The 17754-nt window shown below is 27.9% G+C and carries 22 protein-coding genes; 10 read left to right on the forward strand and 12 right to left on the reverse strand.

The window, feature by feature from the left end; translation table 11 throughout:
• Position 1: 1 nt before the first annotated feature.
• Both GCL57_RS02460 and GCL57_RS02465 read right to left on the reverse strand, forming a co-directional pair.
• A complete protein-coding gene (locus GCL57_RS02460) occupies positions 2–1033 on the reverse strand; it encodes a PDDEXK nuclease domain-containing protein (protein ID WP_152211676.1) in 1032 nt (343 codons plus the stop codon).
• Between the two features lie 22 nt (positions 1034–1055).
• Positions 1056–1667, reverse strand: coding sequence for a recombinase family protein (locus tag GCL57_RS02465; protein ID WP_152211677.1), 612 nt, complete (start codon positions 1665–1667; stop codon positions 1056–1058).
• Between the two features lie 246 nt (positions 1668–1913).
• On the opposite strand from GCL57_RS02465, the gene GCL57_RS02470 reads away from it, so the two are divergent.
• From GCL57_RS02470 to GCL57_RS02485, 4 genes are all read left to right on the forward strand, one after another.
• Complete coding sequence (locus tag GCL57_RS02470; RefSeq protein ID WP_152211678.1) at positions 1914–2369, forward strand: hypothetical protein; 456 nt, start codon at positions 1914–1916, stop codon at positions 2367–2369.
• A 208-nt stretch (positions 2370–2577) separates the two neighbouring features.
• Entirely contained in the window at positions 2578–2832 is a 255-nt protein-coding gene (locus GCL57_RS02475) for a hypothetical protein (protein WP_152211679.1), read from the forward strand.
• 29 nt (positions 2833–2861) lie between these two features.
• A complete protein-coding gene (locus GCL57_RS14885) occupies positions 2862–3248 on the forward strand; it encodes a hypothetical protein (protein WP_211363203.1) in 387 nt (128 codons plus the stop codon).
• 25 nt (positions 3249–3273) lie between these two features.
• The gene (locus tag GCL57_RS02485; RefSeq protein ID WP_152211680.1) at positions 3274–3534 is read left to right on the forward strand and encodes a hypothetical protein; all 261 of its coding nucleotides are present in this window, start codon (positions 3274–3276) and stop codon (positions 3532–3534) included.
• 76 nt (positions 3535–3610) lie between these two features.
• Here the strand turns inward: GCL57_RS02485 and GCL57_RS02490 are convergent, their stop codons facing one another.
• Positions 3611–4177 carry a MarR family transcriptional regulator gene (locus GCL57_RS02490; RefSeq protein ID WP_152211681.1) on the reverse strand — a complete coding sequence of 189 codons (567 nt, stop codon included), beginning with the start codon at positions 4175–4177 and terminating at the stop codon, positions 3611–3613.
• A gap of 97 nt (positions 4178–4274) precedes the next feature.
• Here GCL57_RS02490 and GCL57_RS02495 point away from each other — a divergent pair, with 97 nt between their 5' ends.
• The 3 genes from GCL57_RS02495 to GCL57_RS02505 are packed head-to-tail and all read left to right on the forward strand — an operon-like array spanning position 4275 to position 7334.
• Positions 4275–4721: a hypothetical protein gene (locus tag GCL57_RS02495; RefSeq protein WP_152211682.1), complete on the forward strand. Its 447-nt coding sequence runs from the start codon at positions 4275–4277 to the stop codon at positions 4719–4721.
• Between the two features lie 55 nt (positions 4722–4776).
• Positions 4777–6531 carry a hypothetical protein gene (locus GCL57_RS02500; protein WP_152211683.1) on the forward strand — a complete coding sequence of 585 codons (1755 nt, stop codon included), beginning with the start codon at positions 4777–4779 and terminating at the stop codon, positions 6529–6531.
• Between the two features lie 26 nt (positions 6532–6557).
• Positions 6558–7334, forward strand: a complete 777-nt coding sequence (locus tag GCL57_RS02505; protein WP_152211684.1) for a hypothetical protein — start codon at positions 6558–6560, stop codon at positions 7332–7334.
• A gap of 21 nt (positions 7335–7355) precedes the next feature.
• On the opposite strand, the gene GCL57_RS02510 is transcribed toward GCL57_RS02505, so the two are convergent.
• From GCL57_RS02510 to GCL57_RS02550, 9 genes are all read right to left on the reverse strand, one after another.
• Positions 7356–7655 carry a hypothetical protein gene (locus GCL57_RS02510; protein WP_152211685.1) on the reverse strand — a complete coding sequence of 100 codons (300 nt, stop codon included), beginning with the start codon at positions 7653–7655 and terminating at the stop codon, positions 7356–7358.
• Between the two features lie 679 nt (positions 7656–8334).
• A complete protein-coding gene (locus GCL57_RS02515; RefSeq protein ID WP_152211686.1) occupies positions 8335–8760 on the reverse strand; it encodes a helix-turn-helix domain-containing protein in 426 nt (141 codons plus the stop codon).
• Complete coding sequence (locus tag GCL57_RS02520) at positions 8757–9077, reverse strand: DUF4258 domain-containing protein (RefSeq protein WP_152211687.1); 321 nt, start codon at positions 9075–9077, stop codon at positions 8757–8759. Before GCL57_RS02520 ends, GCL57_RS02515 begins: the two co-directional genes overlap by 4 nt.
• 144 nt (positions 9078–9221) lie before the next feature.
• Positions 9222–10064, reverse strand: coding sequence for a hypothetical protein (locus GCL57_RS02525; protein ID WP_152211688.1), 843 nt, complete (start codon positions 10062–10064; stop codon positions 9222–9224).
• Complete coding sequence (locus GCL57_RS02530) at positions 10061–10672, reverse strand: hypothetical protein (protein WP_152211689.1); 612 nt, start codon at positions 10670–10672, stop codon at positions 10061–10063. The genes GCL57_RS02525 and GCL57_RS02530 overlap by 4 nt, the downstream gene beginning before the upstream one ends.
• Before the next feature lie 101 nt (positions 10673–10773).
• The gene (locus tag GCL57_RS02535; RefSeq protein WP_152211690.1) at positions 10774–11346 is read right to left on the reverse strand and encodes a HEPN/Toprim-associated domain-containing protein; all 573 of its coding nucleotides are present in this window, start codon (positions 11344–11346) and stop codon (positions 10774–10776) included.
• A 29-nt stretch (positions 11347–11375) separates the two neighbouring features.
• Positions 11376–12251, reverse strand: coding sequence for a tyrosine-type recombinase/integrase (locus GCL57_RS02540; RefSeq protein ID WP_152211691.1), 876 nt, complete (start codon positions 12249–12251; stop codon positions 11376–11378).
• The gene (locus tag GCL57_RS02545; protein WP_152211692.1) at positions 12238–12801 is read right to left on the reverse strand and encodes a hypothetical protein; all 564 of its coding nucleotides are present in this window, start codon (positions 12799–12801) and stop codon (positions 12238–12240) included. Before GCL57_RS02545 ends, GCL57_RS02540 begins: the two co-directional genes overlap by 14 nt.
• Before the next feature lie 281 nt (positions 12802–13082).
• Positions 13083–13427: a hypothetical protein gene (locus tag GCL57_RS02550; protein WP_152211693.1), complete on the reverse strand. Its 345-nt coding sequence runs from the start codon at positions 13425–13427 to the stop codon at positions 13083–13085.
• A gap of 42 nt (positions 13428–13469) precedes the next feature.
• On the opposite strand from GCL57_RS02550, the gene GCL57_RS02555 reads away from it, so the two are divergent.
• The 3 genes from GCL57_RS02555 (at position 13470) to GCL57_RS02565 (ending at position 17661) form a co-directional block, all read left to right on the forward strand.
• Positions 13470–14807, forward strand: coding sequence for a thymidylate synthase (locus GCL57_RS02555; RefSeq protein ID WP_161597558.1), 1338 nt, complete (start codon positions 13470–13472; stop codon positions 14805–14807).
• 14 nt (positions 14808–14821) lie between these two features.
• Complete coding sequence (locus GCL57_RS02560) at positions 14822–16630, forward strand: DUF4209 domain-containing protein (protein ID WP_152211695.1); 1809 nt, start codon at positions 14822–14824, stop codon at positions 16628–16630.
• A 506-nt stretch (positions 16631–17136) separates the two neighbouring features.
• Positions 17137–17661 carry a hypothetical protein gene (locus GCL57_RS02565; protein ID WP_152211696.1) on the forward strand — a complete coding sequence of 175 codons (525 nt, stop codon included), beginning with the start codon at positions 17137–17139 and terminating at the stop codon, positions 17659–17661.
• Positions 17662–17754 lie beyond the last annotated feature (93 nt).

Raw genomic sequence — 17754 nt, forward strand, 5'->3', positions numbered from 1 at the left:
ATTAATCTTCTTTTTTTAGTAAAATTAAACTTTTTTCTCGGATAATTTCTTGCTTTAATTCTTCTTCTGTTGGGAGCTGTAATTTATATTTAGATGCAAATATTTTTTTATTGCTGTCGCTAAGTGTGTACTTAACGACAGCATCATTTTTGTCGGAACAAAGAACAATTCCGATGGGAGGGTTATCGCTTTCTAAAGTAAGTTCTTTTTCATAAAAATTAACGTACATTTGCATCTGGCCAAGATCTTGATGCATAAGTTTACCAATTTTCAGATCAATTAATACAAAACATTTCAATATATAATGATAAAATACAAGGTCTACATAAAAATGATCACCATCTATTGTAAGCCTTTTTTGTCTGGCAATAAAAGAAAAACCTCTTCCTAATTCAAGTAGAAAATTTTGTAATTGTTGAATTAAAGCATTTTCTAAATCTTTTTCAAGATAGCGTTCATTTTCTTTTAATCCTAAGAATTCAAGTACAAAAGGATCTTTTACAATATCCGATGCTTTAAAAGGCTCTGCACCTTGTTGTGCCATTTCCATAATTCCTGCTTTATCTCGACTCAAAGCGAGTCTTTCATATAGCATTGAATTTAATTGTCGCTCTAATTCTCTAGTAGACCAACGTGATTTTAAGCATTCAACCTCGTAAAAACTTCTTTTTTCTTTATCTTCTATCCTTAATAATTGTCTATAATGCGTCCAGCTCAATTCTAGACGCAGTGCGTCTAGAATTGGATAAGCAAGGTAAAACTTACGTATTTTCCATAGGTTACTTACATCAAAGCCTTTTTCTCCCATTTCAGAAAGTTCTTTTGAAAGGCTTTCGATGAGAGACTTTCCATATTCAGCTCTTTTTTTACCTTTTTGTTCTTCTTCAATAATTGTTTTTCCAATATGCCAGTATGATTGCAACATAAGAGTATTGACTGAAGTTATTATTTTCTTTTTGGATTCAAAAATAATGTTAAAAACTTTATCAAAAAAATGTTTGTTTTTTGAAGTATCTAAATTACTTTTAGACATGATTTACCTTACTTAAATATAGTTATTTATTTAAAATTGCAGTTGCAAGAGATTTTGGTGTTCCATCGCCATTGATATAGGAATAAAGGGTTGTTGTTGTAATACCTAATTTTTTAGCAACATCTGATGCTACCGCAGAAGGATCACTTAAAGCAGCCATCGCCATTTGAAGGACAGATTTATCCATTTTCCTTGGTCTGCCTCCTTTTTTTCCACGGGATCTCGCCGCAGATAAACCTGCTTTTGTTCTTTCGGCAATGAGTTCTCTTTCAAATTCAGCGAGCACTGCAAAAATACCAAAAATCATTCTTCCATTTGAAGTTGTAGTATCAATTTGCGCTCCAGAACCCGCTAGAACTTTAAATCCAATATCTTTTTGTCTGAGTTCATCAACTGTATTAATTAGGTGCTTTAAATTTCTGCCAAGCCTATCAATTTTCCAAACAACAAGAGTATCTTCTGGTCGAAGCGCTTTCAAGCAGGCTTCGAGACCCGGTCTTTCATCAAACCTACCAGAGGCCAGATCCTCATAAATTCTTGTTGAACTGATTCCAGATAAAATTAATGCATCTTTTTGTAGATCAAGGGTTTGAGATCCATCAGATTTAGAAACGCGAGCATAACCTATAAGCATGGGTTGATTTCCTAGTGTAAGAAAACTCGGTTTTTATGGTTATTCTTGTATTGATTTTCTTAACGGTTTTTATTGTGGAAAAACCTATTAAAATTAACCATATTTCAATCCACCAGATAAACGGTCGTTTTTCTGGTGGTTAAGATTTAAAATACTACCATCATGGTAGTATTTGTCAAACCGCCGTTTTTCTCTTGAAGAAGGTCGGTACCCCAAGTAGAGCAATCAAAAGAGTGGCAACCTGTCATGCAAGCTGCCATGCAGGTTGCAAAAAGTAGACAAGCAATCGAGAATTTAATAAAAAAAAATGTTATAGAACATAAACAGATTGGGGATAAAAAAATAACTCATGTTTATATTCCTAGTTTGTTAATGCATTATGCCTCTAAAAAGAATGATGCAAATTGCATATCGACTAGCACCAAATTAGATGCAAGTGATTTCAGAATAGAACTTGCATTAGCAAACGCGGAATGCAAACGGTTATCTGATTTGCTAGCAATATATGAAAAAAATTTGACAAGAACTGAGTCTGAATTGCTTAATGAGCGTAGAGAACTGTTAAAAGAGCGTGAGCGAAATATACGTTTGCAACATGAAGTTTTAACCTTAACAAAAGAATTTAAAGCAATACTTAATAATGAAGATGGATTATCGAATATTATAAAAAAATTGTTTAATAATAAAAAAAATTACAAATAAATAAGTTACAAATAATTTTAATTTATTTATTTGTAATTATATTGATATCCTAGACATCCAAAATTTATTTGAAATTAAATAATATGTTATGGTTACTTATTAATATTTACAAATATTATAAATATTAATATGATAATTTCACATCAAAGTAAATTTTATATATTTTGATGTGTTTTTTAAATCTTATATTTTTTGGAGTATATAATTTATGAGTATCAAAAAAGTATTAGTTATTTCTTTATTGAGTATTTATCCAATATCATCAAATGCGTTGACTTATTTACATGATAATGACGATAAATCATCTGAAGTTTTTTCTGGTAGAGGAGGTGATGGTGGTCATGGGGCAGGTGGTATTGGAGGAGGTGGAAATGGCGGTAACGGTGGAAATGGAAGTAAAGGAGGAGGTGGAGGTAACGGCGGTAACGGTGGTCCAGGCGGATCAAAAGGTGGAAATGGATAATTTATAAAAAGAGAAAAGCAAATAGTTATATGCTTTTCTCTTTTTACTTTTTATATATAATAAATAATTTATTTAATATAAATTTAATAGGATATTTTAATAATATGATAGCTTTATTAAATATGATAACACTTACTATTATACCTATTCATGATATAGATAATCAAATATATCAAGATAATATTTCTAAATCTAATGTATATCTAACAGGAAACGGAGGGAACGGAGGAAACGGTGGAAATAGTAAAGATGGTAGAGGAGGGAACGGAGGAAACGGTGGAAATAGTAAAGATGGTAGAGGAGGGAACGGAGGAAACGGTGGAAATAGTAAAGATGGTAGAGGAGGTAAAGGAGGAAGTGGAGGAAATGGTCCGGGAGGAAATGGGAAAAACGGAAATGATGGGAAAAAAATATAATAATAATTAAAGAGGTAGTTTTAATATGAAAAAAATATCTAATATAATTTTAATTGCAATATCTTTTGTATTTTCAAATTTTTCATATAGCAAAGAAATTTGTAATCATAATAAGGATAATAAGTGTTTATCTATTAAATATAGTAAATATAATGATAAAAATGAATACGATAATAGAGGTAAAGACGGTAAAGACGGTAAAGACGGTGAAGACGGTGAAGACGGTGAAAATGGATCACCAGGTATTTTAATTGGAGGAAATGGTGGAAATGGTGGAAATGGATAAATATTTTTATTAAATACTTTCAGTATTATACATAAATATTTAGATTAAAATAAATAAAATATTAATAATAATGAATTTAAAATAATGTAGGATGTTTTTTATTTTTTATTAGTTTTGCAGCTTCTGATATTTCTTTTTTTTGTTCTTTTTTAGTATCTTTTTTCTCTGACTTTATTTTTTTATCGATATATCTCTCTGTATCGTATTCTTCTACAAGTTCCAAATGTTTTTTTCGTTCTTGTTTTAAAAATTTAAGCTGACCTTTGTATGCATAATTAGCATTTAATGTATATGTATATATTCCATTTAATCGTGGACCTTTAAGTATTATTCCTTTATTTAGAAGTTTAGTCATAGATTTACTTACATTTGATTTATGCATTTTTAATTGTTCACATATATCTTTTTGACTAATTGATATGAAATTTTTCATATCTAAATATCTAAAAAGCTTTAATAAAACTCTTAAATCATCATAAGTCATTTCACGATCTTCTGATATAAGATCAAGAGATTTTTGAAACATACAAAAATAGTCCTCCTCAAAATAATTTCTTTTAACGGGTACTACCGCGTACGTTACTTCCCCAGACTCGAGATCTTGAATCTCTCTTTTGCCTTTTAATCTATCAAATGAACCCATTTCACACTCCATTGTAATTGATTTAGATCAAGAAAAAGACGTGAGAAGGTCGGTACCCCATATTGACAATACACCATTGGAAAAAATGACAAATTCATTGGAAGCTCAAAAAAATAAATATTCGAGAGGTATATCTAGATTAATTGATTCATATACTCAAGAATATATTAATAAAGAAGAATTTGAACAAAAAATTAAAAGTATGAAAAAACAGCAAGAAGAAATTACTAAGCAATTGAATGAGTTAATTTCTCAAAGAGATATGTCATCTCAACTAAAATTAATTATAAGGAATTTAGAGGAGTTTTTTTCTTGTATAGAAAACAATTTAGAAACAATAGATTGGTTAACTAAACGTGCTATAATTAGAATGATCGTTAAAAGAATTGAAATAAATTTAGAGGATGTCAATATTGTGTACAGAATAAATGAACTTCCTAGCTCTGAAGCAGGAGATATTAATATTATGCAACATTGCTCTAGGAGTAAAAAATCAGCTGCCGGATTAGACCCCCTAATACCCCTATACTTATTTTTTAAATAAGTATTTTTTTTAAAATTATTATATATACTAGTTAAATTGAATAAAAGGATGTTGAATGGAGAAATTAATAAATTTAGTTAATATAGATAATAATAATTTATTGTATCCATTTATTTTATTTGCTTTTATATTATTTTTTATAGAAAGATTAATTAAAATAAAAGCTGATAATTTTATTAGATATATTATTAATTCTGTTATCTATAATTTTATAGAAAATACGAATAATACAAAAAGAAATTTATTTATAATAAATTATCTTAAAAAATTAAAAATATTCTCTTCTAGAATAAGTGTATTTTATACTAATGGATTCTATAATTTATTACTAAAACTTACAAATGACAATAAAAATTTAATTTATTGTTTGAACTCGGACAATAAAATTGATTCTAAATTATTGATTTCATCTGCTATTATTGATTGCTTAGAGCACAAAAATAGAAACTATAATAAAATATTTAATCAGTGTGCTTTAATCGATATAGACCATAATGAAATAACATTTCAAATGACAACAGAAGAAATAATTAATATTTTTCAAGCTAAATATAAAAAATGCATTATGAAGTCTTGCATTAATAAAGATATATTGCCAAAATCGATAATTTTATTCTATAGAGAAAAGTTTATTAATGAAATTAAGCATAAAAGAATATCTAAGGCAGTCAAAAAATTTATACTGGAAATTAAAAGCAATATCGACCATGATGCGGTAATTATTTTACTAGACTATATATTTGATATTGAGCAAGAAAACATATATATTATTGAAACAAATGAATTTCTTATAAAAAATAACGACTTAAAATTAACTCAGAATATACATTTTAAAGGGATTGATTTAAATAGTTACAATTTTTTAAAAAATATGTCTAAGTATGATTCTAAATTGTTTATTTTAGAATCAATGAATAATTTTTGGAAGAAAAAATATTCTTCTCTATATAAATTAATATATAGTATAAATATTTCTTTTAAAAATAAGTTTAGAAGTCATTCAAGTACGCCTTTTAAAAAGCATTATTCTAATAATATTTTTTGCAATATATTTTATACTTTTTTAATTCTTTTTTCTTGTTCTTTAATAACATTTTTACTTAAAAATATAATAAATTACAATATTTATTTTTATAAGTTTTATATTATTTGCTTATTAATAATGTTAATGTGTATTTCATTTTATTTTATAATAAAATCTTTCTCGTATGGAATTGAGAAGATAAATGCAAATATTTTGACAAATTGGAAGCCAAAACTTTTTGAAATAAATAGCAATTACATAACATTAATTATATCTAATTTTTATTTAGTAACAATACTCTTAATTACTTATGTAATCAATTTTGGAATATTAAATTATGTCGATTCGGGTAAAGGTGAAATAAATAACAATAACATATCTCATAATTATATGTCTTACATGTATTTAATTATAATAATTTTTATAGCTTTATTATTTCGAACTATTTACAATGTATATTTAAAAAGAAGAATCCATGAATTAATATTTAAATCATCTAATCCAATTGAAATTGTTTTTGCAAGTAAGTCTATTTATGAACTTCAGAAATGGATAAGCATTAATCCACAATATTTTCTTAGTGAAGATAAGTATAAAAACGAAATAATTAAGATTCTTCAAGAATGGGCTTTTGGTTATGTAAGTAATTATCCATATAAGTGGAAAAGAAGAGATAATACCCCATATTCTGGATCAGCTTGGGATTTAATTTATGAAATTGAACGTTATTGTTCAATCAAATATGAGAGAAATCTAGTTCAAGGAAATAATACTGTTAAAGCTTAATTGTTACGGCGCGCATTCCTAGGAGCATGGATGCGCACTTATCCGATGAGTGCGCGCCGCTACAGTTAGGGGATACTAATACCTCAAAAATAAGCACTGCAAGTGATGCACAAATCGAAAAGATGTACAAAGAACGGTTCGGCTTTTACTTACCTATCCTTGATAGGTTTAAATATTTACTATCCAATAGGGAAGATTGGGAAGGAAATTTTGAAAAAAGTGATACGATGTATCATAAAAACTTTCCTGAATTTAAAATTCTACGCTCGAAACCTGAAAAATTCCGTGGAGAAGGGTTTAGTTGTTTCTTTTTAGCATGGGATGAAAATCATACTGGAACTCTTTTATTTAAGCACCATAATACTGTCGTTTATAAATGTGAGTACTTTTGGGGGAATCAATTATCACATTTTTTTCCTTATCCAAAGGAAAATAGTCCTGATTGGAATGAACTTTATGGCAGCTATTATTATTATTATTTCGACTTGGATTCTTTAAGTGGGAAATTATTTCAATTACTCTATCCAAATCTATATATAGAAGCAATATTCGAAAACTCTCGTGTTTTACCAATCCTTGTATTTTCTTCTAATAATGAGAAGGAAGAATTTAACCATTATTTAAAAGAAAATAAGAGTAAGTGTTTAGAAAAAAAGAGTTGGGATATTTTTGCAGAAAAACCTTTGCCGAGTGAGAAAAAACTAAAAGAAGACTACTACATGATGATCGTAGCCAATGCAAAATATTTAAGTAAATTTTATCAAGTTTATGGGGATTGGAAGAGGAATAGTTGGCCTCATTAAAAAGGCAGTCTCTATATTATTTCATAGGTATTCTCTCGAACAATAAATTTCACATCCTAAACCAACCCTTTCAATTATGTGATTTAAGATTCCTTCCGCATTTTGAATGATGGCAGAAATTTTAAATTTGCCAGAATCACTTTTTAAAATCAAATCACAGCTTCCTTCTTCCCTCAAAGGACCATAGACCTTTTGACCAAATAAATCGTCATTGAAATCAATACTATCTAAAATTTCAATTGCTGAATAAGTTCTATCACTTAAAGTAACACCTATCATCCCTCTTTGAGGGTTTATCATTGAAATGATCCCTGTTTCCATAACAGCCTCCTTGCTAAATCAAAAGGATTCATAACGGATAAAAAAGAAACTTTCAATGATTTTGATGGAATTTTAAGTTCATAAATTATTTTGAATTTATTAAGTACATATTCTTTTATCAATCAAAAATTAAAGAACTTGAGGAAAAGTCTTCTATTATGGGATTTTGTCTTCACTGTATATTTAAACTTTGTTAATTTAAACAATGAATATATTGGAGTTTATTTAATGTTAAGTGAAATTCCTGAAAAGGGATTTTAGAAGCATTTCCTTCTTTTTTTGGTAAAACTTTCATAATATAGGTATAAATATCTTTTTTAAGGAAGGATTTCTTCTTTCCCAATTACCCAATTACCCAAGTATCGACATCCATTTCTTTGATTTTTGGATACATCAATCGATAGGAATCTTCCATATTTGATTGATTTATCGCATCTTCAGAAAAGATAAGTTGTGCAACCATTTTTTTGCATTTAAAGCAAGGTAGAATCTTAGAAGGAATCACTTTAGAGGATAATTTCGAAGATTTTACAAAATTCGCAAGCTAATTGCCCTTAGATTGCGAGTAAACGAATATCTCTATGGGATGATTAGATTGCGAGTAGAGGAGCATTTTATGGATAAAATTTCGCAAGATAAGGAAGCTAGCAATCTAATATTCAAAGGCGGATTGCTATAATTAAGCTGCCCTTACATAAATAGGTTCAGAACGATTAGGCATATTTTTTAATTTAACAAGTTTTTCTGCTGAAATTGTATTTGATATATAAACTTCCATTGAAAGTCTCAACAAAACCTCAGTATTATAATCCATTCCGCACACCGCATCATCTTTGTTTTCCCATTGAGAAACAATTGAATGATTTGAAAGATTTAAAAGCTCAGAAAATTTTTGTTGAGTCATATGCATATATTTTCTAATAAAATGAAGTTCATTTCCAGTTAATCTAAATGGTTTATCGCAAAGAACTTTAAAGACTTCGTCTTGTAGTATTTTCATGTTTGGAGCTGGTACTTTTGTTCCATCTGGAAGCTCATACATATCAGGATTAATCAGGTATATTCTGAATCCCAATTCATCATATGGGACAATATTGTTTTTCATAAATCTTCCCCTTCTTCATTTAAAATAACGACAGTTACAATCTTAAGTAGATCATCTATTGCTACAATAACTCTAAGTTCACGCTCATCAATTGTTGATCCTTCAAAGGCATAGCTCCAAGTTTTTAATAGGGCATCTTGACGGTCTCTTTTTTTGGTTCTTTTCCCATTTAAAAGAGCGCATTCAATGTCTTTAGGAAGAACTTTTCTTTCTTTTGTTCTCAGACGAGCGTGTGGAAGTATAATATAACGACCTGTTTCAATAGATGTTTTTACTTTTTCAAGAATTTCAGATTCACTATGTTTTGGCACCACCATGTACCTTTCCTCCACAGATTAAGAGTATCAAATGATTTGTTAATAGTAAATAAAAATGTTAACAAATAACAATTTTTATTTCTTCTCTAGAGCTAAATATATGATTTTACAAATAAAAGGACTTGTGGTGAGCAATTTGAAAACTCAGAAAGTTATTCGCCACCAATTTAAAAATTTTTTTAAAATCTCTGGAATTGGCTTAAATGAAGAGATAAATCCAATTATAGCAAATATAAATAGAATAAATTTACTTATACTGTTCTGTGTTAAATAATTAGTAAATGTTTCGAATGTTATTCCATTTTCTTGAAAATAATTTGATTTTCTTTTGAGCTTTTTTAGCATTAAATCATTTATAATATAGCTAAATATACGAACTTTTTTTAACGTTGAATTATGTAATTTTAAATAATCACCATTTTCAAAGCATTTGGCTTCTTCTTCACCACTCATTAAATCATTGCAACTATAATTATTGTACTTAATAATGTTCATTAATTTTGGTTTATCTATATATTTATCACCAAATAAATTATATAGAATATTGGAAATATTAATCTTATAATCATCACGAACTGAAAAGGGTTTGCCTTTTAAAACTCTGAACCTATTTTCTAAAGCAATAAAACCATATGCTGAATCTTTCATATTCCAATGCAAAATAATGGTATTACGATTTTTGCATATCTTTTTCATGTATTTAAAATAGCAATCAAGCATTTTAATCTCAAAGTTTAAGTAGTTATCTTTAATTATGTTTATATCAGTTATTTTTTCTTGTTCGGCAAATTGATGAATTGAGAATGAATGTGTTTGTTCACTTTCAAGATTTAGAATAGAAATTGAAGCAATTTTTGGAGATAATCCATCTTTAACATCTGAGAAACTTTCACAAGAATAATGGATGAAATATACTTCTCTTTTATTTTTTGAAATTTTAGACAATATTTCATTCGCTTCACTTATTAAATTTTTTCTTGATCTCAACTTAATTCTCCATACCTATATTCTGAAGTAGAGAAGTATCTGAATGTATTGAATATATGTTCACAAACACATCTGATTTCATTAAAATTGGGGTCATTTATATTTTTATTTTCCAAAGTATTTCTAAACTTATCTTGAACAATCTTTTTATTTTTTTCACTAATACTGCTTTGGTATTGGGAAATCTCTTTTTTAAATGCCCCCCATTCAATTTGATAGAAATTTCCATATTTATCTTTCAAATTCTCTTTTCCAAGATACATTTCAATTCCGCATGCTTTTTCGTTTATATCAACTGGCTCAATATTTCCTGTATGAGACTTTGCGGGATAGGAACTAAAAAAAGCGAGTTTTGGAAGCGAAATAATTTTTATATTATCTGGTATAATTTTTTTTAACTTTTCAAGACTTTTAAGTGAAGAAATGCCTTCGCTATCATTATCAAATATAAATATAATTTTATCATTAACATGCGCTGTGATTGCAAATTTTATCATATTGATAAGCTCTCCTGTTCCGCCAGCAAGGCCATTGCCATTATCAGAGGCGGTATAAGAGCGATCAAAAAATTTGTATAAATGGGAGTATTCTGGATAAAGAATATTCATAGATTTTGATATAAATTCATAATCCGTTTTACCTTCTGTTACGAGTAGATATTCATATCTTACTTTAGGAATATCTTCATAGCGTTCAATTGCAACCCCACCTATGATATCTGAGAAAGATCTAAAATAACTTTTTCACTTTCATTACAAAACTCCATGATTGCTCTAAATATATTCATAAATCCAATATTAGGAATCATAAAATAATTATTATCAATAAGGAACTCTGAGAATAAAAGTTGAGCATCAATGGGATAATTTCGATAATTAAAGTATATATCAGAGCTATTTGCATAATATTTTTTTATAAGTAGGATCCATTTTTCAATTGTCATGTCTTTAAAAATTGTATTATACTCATTTAAACTATCTTTAAAATAATCTAAGCATTCGTTATATGTATTTTGGATTTCTTTTTGAAAATTATCCTTAAAATAATCGTAAGAATGTCCAAGGATTTCAAGTCTTTTTTTTGCGCAATAAACTGAAGTTTCATAATAAATAGCATCATATTTTATTTTTTTATTTGTTTTATAATCTATATAAGTTTTTTTTCCTTTTTTCAATTCAGAGTCATGAAACATCTGTTGAAGGAAAGGGCCTATATTAAAACCATTATATTCATCAAATATGTCATCAAATTCACCAATGCTTAAGCAATAGCAAGATCCCATTTTACCTCCATGTGAAATGGAAATTCTTATTAATCTTCAAGGTGTACCACAGCCTTGCTTAAATCTTGAAGTGAAGGGGTGGTGTATTTCTGAGTTACGGTAAGGGAGGAGTGGCCTGCAAGGGTTGCAATCTTATCTATGCTTACGTTGCTCTCTAAAAGGTTTTTACAGAAGGTATGCCTTAAAGCATGTGGTGTGACTTTTACCCCAGCTTGTTTGCTTAGGGAATAAAACATCCGTAAGACTCCATCTTCATTCAAAGGGTTCTTTCTGATGCCATAAAATAAATAGTCTTCTCTTTTAACCAATGATTCTTCATATTTTTGAAGAAGATTTCTTGCTGTTGCATTCAAGGGAACAAGGCGTTCCTTTTCCCCTTTCCCTTTTCTTATCCTAAGCGTTCCTTGATAACGTCCCGTATCGATATCTTCCCATCGTAACGAAACAAGCTCACCGACACGAATACCAGTATGATATAAAAGGTTTACAATGGTTTTATCACGTAGATTTCTCTTTGTTTCGAGTGCTCTTTGAATGGAATTCATTTCATTTCTTGTGAGCCACCTTGGCGATAATGTTTGAAATTTTGGAAGTTTTATTGCTTCTGGAAGTTTTTGTTTTCGATATCCCTCTTGAACGCACCAATCTAAAAACCTTTTAAGAGTCATAAATTTTCTTTTAACAGTCGCTGGTGAAGAAGCCCCTAGATAAAATTTATAGGTTTTAAATTCAACACTTGTTGCATTGATAAAAAGATTTGAAAGATCTTTTTCATTAATATGTTCTTCACTTAAATGCTTTAGATAATCTTGCAGATCAAGCTTGTAGGCTTTTAGGGTATGCTTTGAGGAGCCTTTTATTTTTAAATAGTGAAAAAACTTATCTAGGATTTCATTTGTTTTCATTAGCTTTCAATTCTTCTTTAAATTTTTTGATTTCATTTCTGAAAGATTTGGAATTTTTTTTGCTTGCAAAATATTCTCTTCCTAGAGAGCTAAAAACGGAATAATTCTCGTGTTTTATAAAAGTTTCTAAGAATTTTAAACACTTATCTTTTGGAATTTCTATTCCAGAATCTTTCTTTCCAAATATTTGAATTGGAATGTTTAAAGATTGAGTTGGCAATAATTGTTTATCATTTATCATTGCAATGATTTCATCATTGAAAATCATATATTTCTCATTCATTTTTGGATTTGATAAAGTTAAACCAGAATTATTTAAATATACTCCAATGTTTGTAGGATTAAGAATTTCAATATATATAAAACAATTCTTTTCTTGGGGTTCATTTGAAAGATACATCATAGAACGAAGACTAAGTTTTAATTCGAGCCTTGGTTTATTTTGTCTGTATGTAAACCATGCAATGAAGGCAGAAGCAGCGGCTGCAATAGAACTTGCAATCGCTGCTATCATAGAAAAAAGTTCTGTCGAACAAGAAGGAGTGCTCATTTTATTTGCTCCCTGTTTCTTAAAGCATTCTAAACGTTCCTTTAACACGTTCTGTCTCTAAAAACGATTCCCTCTCCTCAAGGTCGTCTAATAAGTTATCCGGAGAAAAAAGGGACTGCTCCCGACAGGTTTTATAAAAAATAGAAAATTTCATTTTCCTGAATTTTCTAGCTTTGGAGTCAGGGGGATATTTTGTTAAATCCCAATCTCACCGGATAACTTAACTTATCCTCCCTATTTGGATAATTAAACACCATGATTATAGAAAATTTAAATTTTACTTATTTTAAATAAGCATATAGCCCATTTGCAACAGAGTCATTTTCATACTCATGAGTTCCTTTAAAGTGCAATCGCCAATATTTAGCTTTTTTTTGGGGAGGAATAATAATAAAATCTTCTATTTCAGATGTTATTAACATACTTAGAGCTTCTTTTTTTGTATCACCGTGAAGGGATATTTTTGCATTTAAATTTGGAATTTCAGAAGTATTAAAAGATACTATAACTTTCATATTTGATTTATTTTTATTTGAACCGTCTAATTGAACTGCTTTTGTATTTTGAGGAAACCATGTGCTAATTAACCATTCTTTTAGTTCTTTAAATGAATCAAAGTGTTGCACTTTGTATCTCCTTTAAAAAATAAGAAAATATAAGGAATGATAATGTTTCATTATGAAAGTGAATCTTTTGATCATATTTATAAAAAACTCATAGGTTTATTATTATCTGGTGAGTCAAATAGAATTGCCTCTTCTAAAGGGAATAATTTTGAAGTTAGAGAAGTATATATTAAGCTATTAAATGCAAATAATTATAATATAAATTTTTTAGATACAAAGTATCCACAGAGACAAGAAAAATATGATAAATATCTAAAAGATGAACTAAAGTGGTATATTAAAGGTTGTGATAATGAATTATATTATAAAAACACCCCCTCTCCAAAAGTATGGAAAAAATATGCAGATAAATCAGGAAAAATAGTTTCAAATTATGGGTATTTAATTTTAAGAGAAAAGAAAAAATTTGGTTTTAGAGAAAAAAAGAAAGTAATGACATCATTTGAATACTGTATTAAAATATTAAAAAGAAAAAAACATACAAAACAGGCCATATTACACTATAATATTCCTTCTAATATTTGGCTAAATTCAAAAGATATTCCTTGTACTGTTTCTTCTCAAATAATTATTCGAGAAGATAAGTTAGATATGATTATATTCCAAAGATCTTCTGATATTTATACAGGTATAATATATGATGTTCCATGGCATTGCGAACTGATGAAAATGTTTGTTTCATGGTTTGCTTATCCTCCTCCACCTTTTCAGTTTCATAAGATGCGCGGCTATTGGGAAAATAATACATATGATGCAAATACTGCTCAATTCTTTTCAGGTCAAAAATCATACCCGTTCGATTGTTTGGATCATTCAGTTGAAATTACTAAATGGTCAGAAATATTGTCTAATAAGGAGATATATGGAATAATTTTTCCTTTAAAATTAATTCTCAGAGGTTTACTTAACATGCTATCTTCAATAAATGATTATGAATTTAAAAATAAAGATAAGGCTTTAAATGGTATTCTTGATGCTCTTGTAGGAATGGATGGCCTAATTCAATTGGAAGAAAAACTTTATAAGCATAAAAAAGTATTTATAAACACTTGGAAAGATATAGTAAAAAAAATTGGGTATTGTAATCATACAAGTATTATGAAAAGTTTATATAAACTAAGATGTTCATTAGCTCATGGGGATCCTGATGATATAAAAAGCCAACTTAAAAATGCAAAGTTAAGTTTAGGAGATAAATATAATCAAAGCAATTATGATTCCCCAAGTTTTGGATGGGAATTTGGACATTTTTTAATTAAGCTAATTGAATTATTTCAAAAAGAACCATTATTATTACTCAATATTTATAACCCATCAAAAAAAAGTAGTTGCTTATTTACGAATATAAAACAAATTTTTAAAAAAAAATTGAAATTATAAATTAGGATATTATTTTGAATAAAAGTAAAATTAATGAAAATAAAATTGAAATATGCTCTCGGGTAGAAGCATCTGAATGGATAGCCAGTAGTTGGATATTTCCAACTATTTTAGAATCAGAATTATCAAATATTAAAATTAGAGATGAACTCTTTAAGGATGCAGAAAAATTAAAAAACAATGGAAAAATAATTATATCTGAAAATGTTGCCTTATTAGCTCATATCATGGGTATGACACTTGATGCAAAAGATAGAAAAAATCCATTTAAACCATTTTTTAAAACTAATATTTCACGTTCTTTCTCTATGGATGACTTAGTAGAAAAGCTTCTTAATGTACTAAAAGAAGCCTTAAGTCTAATCCAGAACCCTATAATTCGTTCACGTATATTAGATATTTTGTGGATAAGAGTACGTCCGAAAAATGTTTCTTTAGCCATTGATGCAATAGATGAATATATAAAGTCTTCCATTGCACAAAGAAATATAAATCCAGAACTTATTTTTAAATCTTCACATTACTTAAGAAGGGCTATTATTATCTGTAAAATGATAAGTAATAATAATTTAGAGGCAAAAATTTTAGATGAAATTATATATTGCATGAAGCTTGAAATTCCTGAGCCAAATAACTATGAACGAGAATTTTTCTTTGAACTTTTACCATTATGTATAAAAGAAACTGACTATCAATTTTGGAAAGATAAAGGAAGTGATTTTATTTCTCAATCAATTAGTCAAAATAATTTTGAAAAAGCTCGAAAATATTCTCACTATCTTAAAGAATTAGCTATATTTGCAAAAAATAAATCTGATATTAAATTTTATAAAAATAAAGAGACGGAGCTTTATGTACAAGAAGCTTATACAATGAAATGTTTAGGTGCAGACTCCATGATACTTCGTTCATTATATAATAAAGCAATTGAAACTTGTCGACAAACAGAAGGTCAAGCAGATAAGGCGAAAGAACTTCACAAGGAGTTAATTGAAATTCAAAAAAGTGCTTCAAGTAATACTAGTAAAATAGAACACACTATTGATCTTAAACCATGTCTTAACATTATTTTAAAGAATATTAAAGATGCTAATCTAATTGATGTAATTAAAGAAATATCTAATATAGCAATTCCTATGAAAAAATCTGATCTTTATAATAATGCTTTTGAACTTGCAAATGCACATCCTTTATCAAATTTAATTACTAAAGTTATAATTGGTGAAAATGGAAAACAACTTGTCACTCACCCTGGAATTGGTGGTACTGATGAACAGCAAGAAGTTGCTATTAAGTATAAAGCATCAGAATATTTTCAATATTATGTAAATATATATGGAAATATTATAGCACTTATACTTAAAGAGATTGATTATTCAATTGAACAAATTGATCAAGAAATTGAGAAATTAATTTATCCAAACCTTTTTATTCCTTTAACAAAGAAATATCAATTTAAAAGAGGATTAATAGCTGGTTTTAATGCAGATTGGATAACTTCTAATGCAATTTTAGTTCCTCTTCTTGAAAATTCATTGCGTTATATAATGACTCAAAGTGGAAAAAATATGAATATAATTAACGATGAAGGAAATCAAAAAGAAAAAGATTTTAATGTATTTGTTTTTTCTTCAGATTTTAAAGAAATATTTGGAGAAGATCTTCAATTCCAACTTCAATCACTTTTCACTAGTCTTGGATTAAATATTCGTAACAATTTAGCACATGGTTTAATGACCGATTCTGAAGCTTTATCAATGTCTGCTCCTTATATCTGGGCTTTAACTTTACATTTATGCATTTGGTTTCAAAGTCATCACTAAAACGGCTTCCAAAAAGTTTTTAACCAAAATACAAAAATATTCCCTTATTTTTAAAGCATTTTAAACCCTGTTCTACAAAAAACTTAATGGACGACGTAAATATAATGATAGCTAGTCTTTAGGTCTTTGGGAATAGTCCAATTGTCTTTGGGAACTGACACTGGTACCTTAAATTACGTTAGCAAGTGGGTTTTTAATTGAATACAGGTAACGCACCTCCAGTAGTGAAATTTTCATGCTGCAAACTTCAGATAAATGCAAATGTACAATAAATTAATTATATTCTCTATTGAATTCAATAATTAGTAGAAATAATATCTATTTATAAATACTTGTTTTTATGTCAAATTTTATAACTTTAAAAAAAATAAATTAATACATAAAATTTTATCAATAAATAATATGTTTTTAATGATAAATATGTGTATAAAATATTACAGAAATATTAAAATGTAATTTAATATTTCTGACTATGCAAATCTATTTTTTGAGGGGCGCTATGAATTATGTTTAGTAAAAAATTATTTAAAATTTTTATGGCAATGTTTTTTGGATCTTTTAACATTTATGCTTATTCCGATTATGCATATACATATTGTGTTACAGAAGATGGCGATTGGGATTTATTATATGATTATTTTCAAAAAGAAAGAATTGAAGAAATATCATACCTGCATTTATCTAATCCTTTCTATACTGAAAAGAAAGAAAATATTGTAAATGGAGAATGGACTTCTACTAGTGTCAAGGGGGATTTTACATATGTATTTTTACCTTATGAAAAAGAAAATAAAATTAAATCATTAGAAGAAAGATGTAAAAATGAAGTGAGTAAATATAAGAAAAAATATATATATGCTCAACCAATGTTTTATTATTTTGGATTTATCCCTTCTGGATATGCGTTATTTGGAAAGAATAATAACGAAAATTTATCGCTAAGTAATGGGTATTTGCCTGACAGAATTGCTTTTGATCATATGAATAGTTTTATAATTGTTCCTAAAAAATCTAATGATTATTTTAATTAAGTTTATCTTTTTTTAATAAATAAATGATTATTGTGCTCTTCCTGATACCCGGTTAGTAACTGTGTCAAATAGGGCGGGATCTGTCTTTAATGT

It is taken from the genome of Fluviispira multicolorata, assembly GCF_009208585.1.
In the GTDB taxonomy this organism is placed as follows: domain Bacteria; phylum Bdellovibrionota_B; class Oligoflexia; order Silvanigrellales; family Silvanigrellaceae; genus Silvanigrella; species Silvanigrella multicolorata.

Bases quoted from the DNA above. Each gene is read 5' to 3' on its own strand.
- GCL57_RS02545 (WP_152211692.1), bottom strand. From the start codon at position 12,801: ATGAGCACTCCTTCTTGTTCGACAGAACTTTTTTCTATGATAGCAGCG.
- GCL57_RS02535 (WP_152211690.1), bottom strand. From the start codon at position 11,346: ATGGGATCTTGCTATTGCTTAAGCATTGGTGAATTTGATGACATATTT.
- GCL57_RS02565 (WP_152211696.1), top strand. From the start codon at position 17,137: ATGTTTAGTAAAAAATTATTTAAAATTTTTATGGCAATGTTTTTTGGA.
- GCL57_RS02465 (WP_152211677.1), bottom strand. From the start codon at position 1,667: ATGCTTATAGGTTATGCTCGCGTTTCTAAATCTGATGGATCTCAAACC.
- GCL57_RS02540 (WP_152211691.1), bottom strand. From the start codon at position 12,251: ATGAAAACAAATGAAATCCTAGATAAGTTTTTTCACTATTTAAAAATA.
- GCL57_RS02515 (WP_152211686.1), bottom strand. From the start codon at position 8,760: ATGAAAAACAATATTGTCCCATATGATGAATTGGGATTCAGAATATAC.
- GCL57_RS14885 (WP_211363203.1), top strand. From the start codon at position 2,862: ATGCTTTTCTCTTTTTACTTTTTATATATAATAAATAATTTATTTAAT.
- GCL57_RS02490 (WP_152211681.1), bottom strand. From the start codon at position 4,177: ATGGGTTCATTTGATAGATTAAAAGGCAAAAGAGAGATTCAAGATCTC.
- GCL57_RS02530 (WP_152211689.1), bottom strand. From the start codon at position 10,672: ATGAATATTCTTTATCCAGAATACTCCCATTTATACAAATTTTTTGAT.
- GCL57_RS02505 (WP_152211684.1), top strand. From the start codon at position 6,558: ATGGATGCGCACTTATCCGATGAGTGCGCGCCGCTACAGTTAGGGGAT.
- GCL57_RS02475 (WP_152211679.1), top strand. From the start codon at position 2,578: ATGAGTATCAAAAAAGTATTAGTTATTTCTTTATTGAGTATTTATCCA.
- GCL57_RS02470 (WP_152211678.1), top strand. From the start codon at position 1,914: ATGCAAGCTGCCATGCAGGTTGCAAAAAGTAGACAAGCAATCGAGAAT.
- GCL57_RS02510 (WP_152211685.1), bottom strand. From the start codon at position 7,655: ATGGAAACAGGGATCATTTCAATGATAAACCCTCAAAGAGGGATGATA.
- GCL57_RS02555 (WP_161597558.1), top strand. From the start codon at position 13,470: ATGTTTCATTATGAAAGTGAATCTTTTGATCATATTTATAAAAAACTC.
- GCL57_RS02500 (WP_152211683.1), top strand. From the start codon at position 4,777: ATGGAGAAATTAATAAATTTAGTTAATATAGATAATAATAATTTATTG.
- GCL57_RS02485 (WP_152211680.1), top strand. From the start codon at position 3,274: ATGAAAAAAATATCTAATATAATTTTAATTGCAATATCTTTTGTATTT.
- GCL57_RS02520 (WP_152211687.1), bottom strand. From the start codon at position 9,077: ATGGTGGTGCCAAAACATAGTGAATCTGAAATTCTTGAAAAAGTAAAA.
- GCL57_RS02460 (WP_152211676.1), bottom strand. From the start codon at position 1,033: ATGTCTAAAAGTAATTTAGATACTTCAAAAAACAAACATTTTTTTGAT.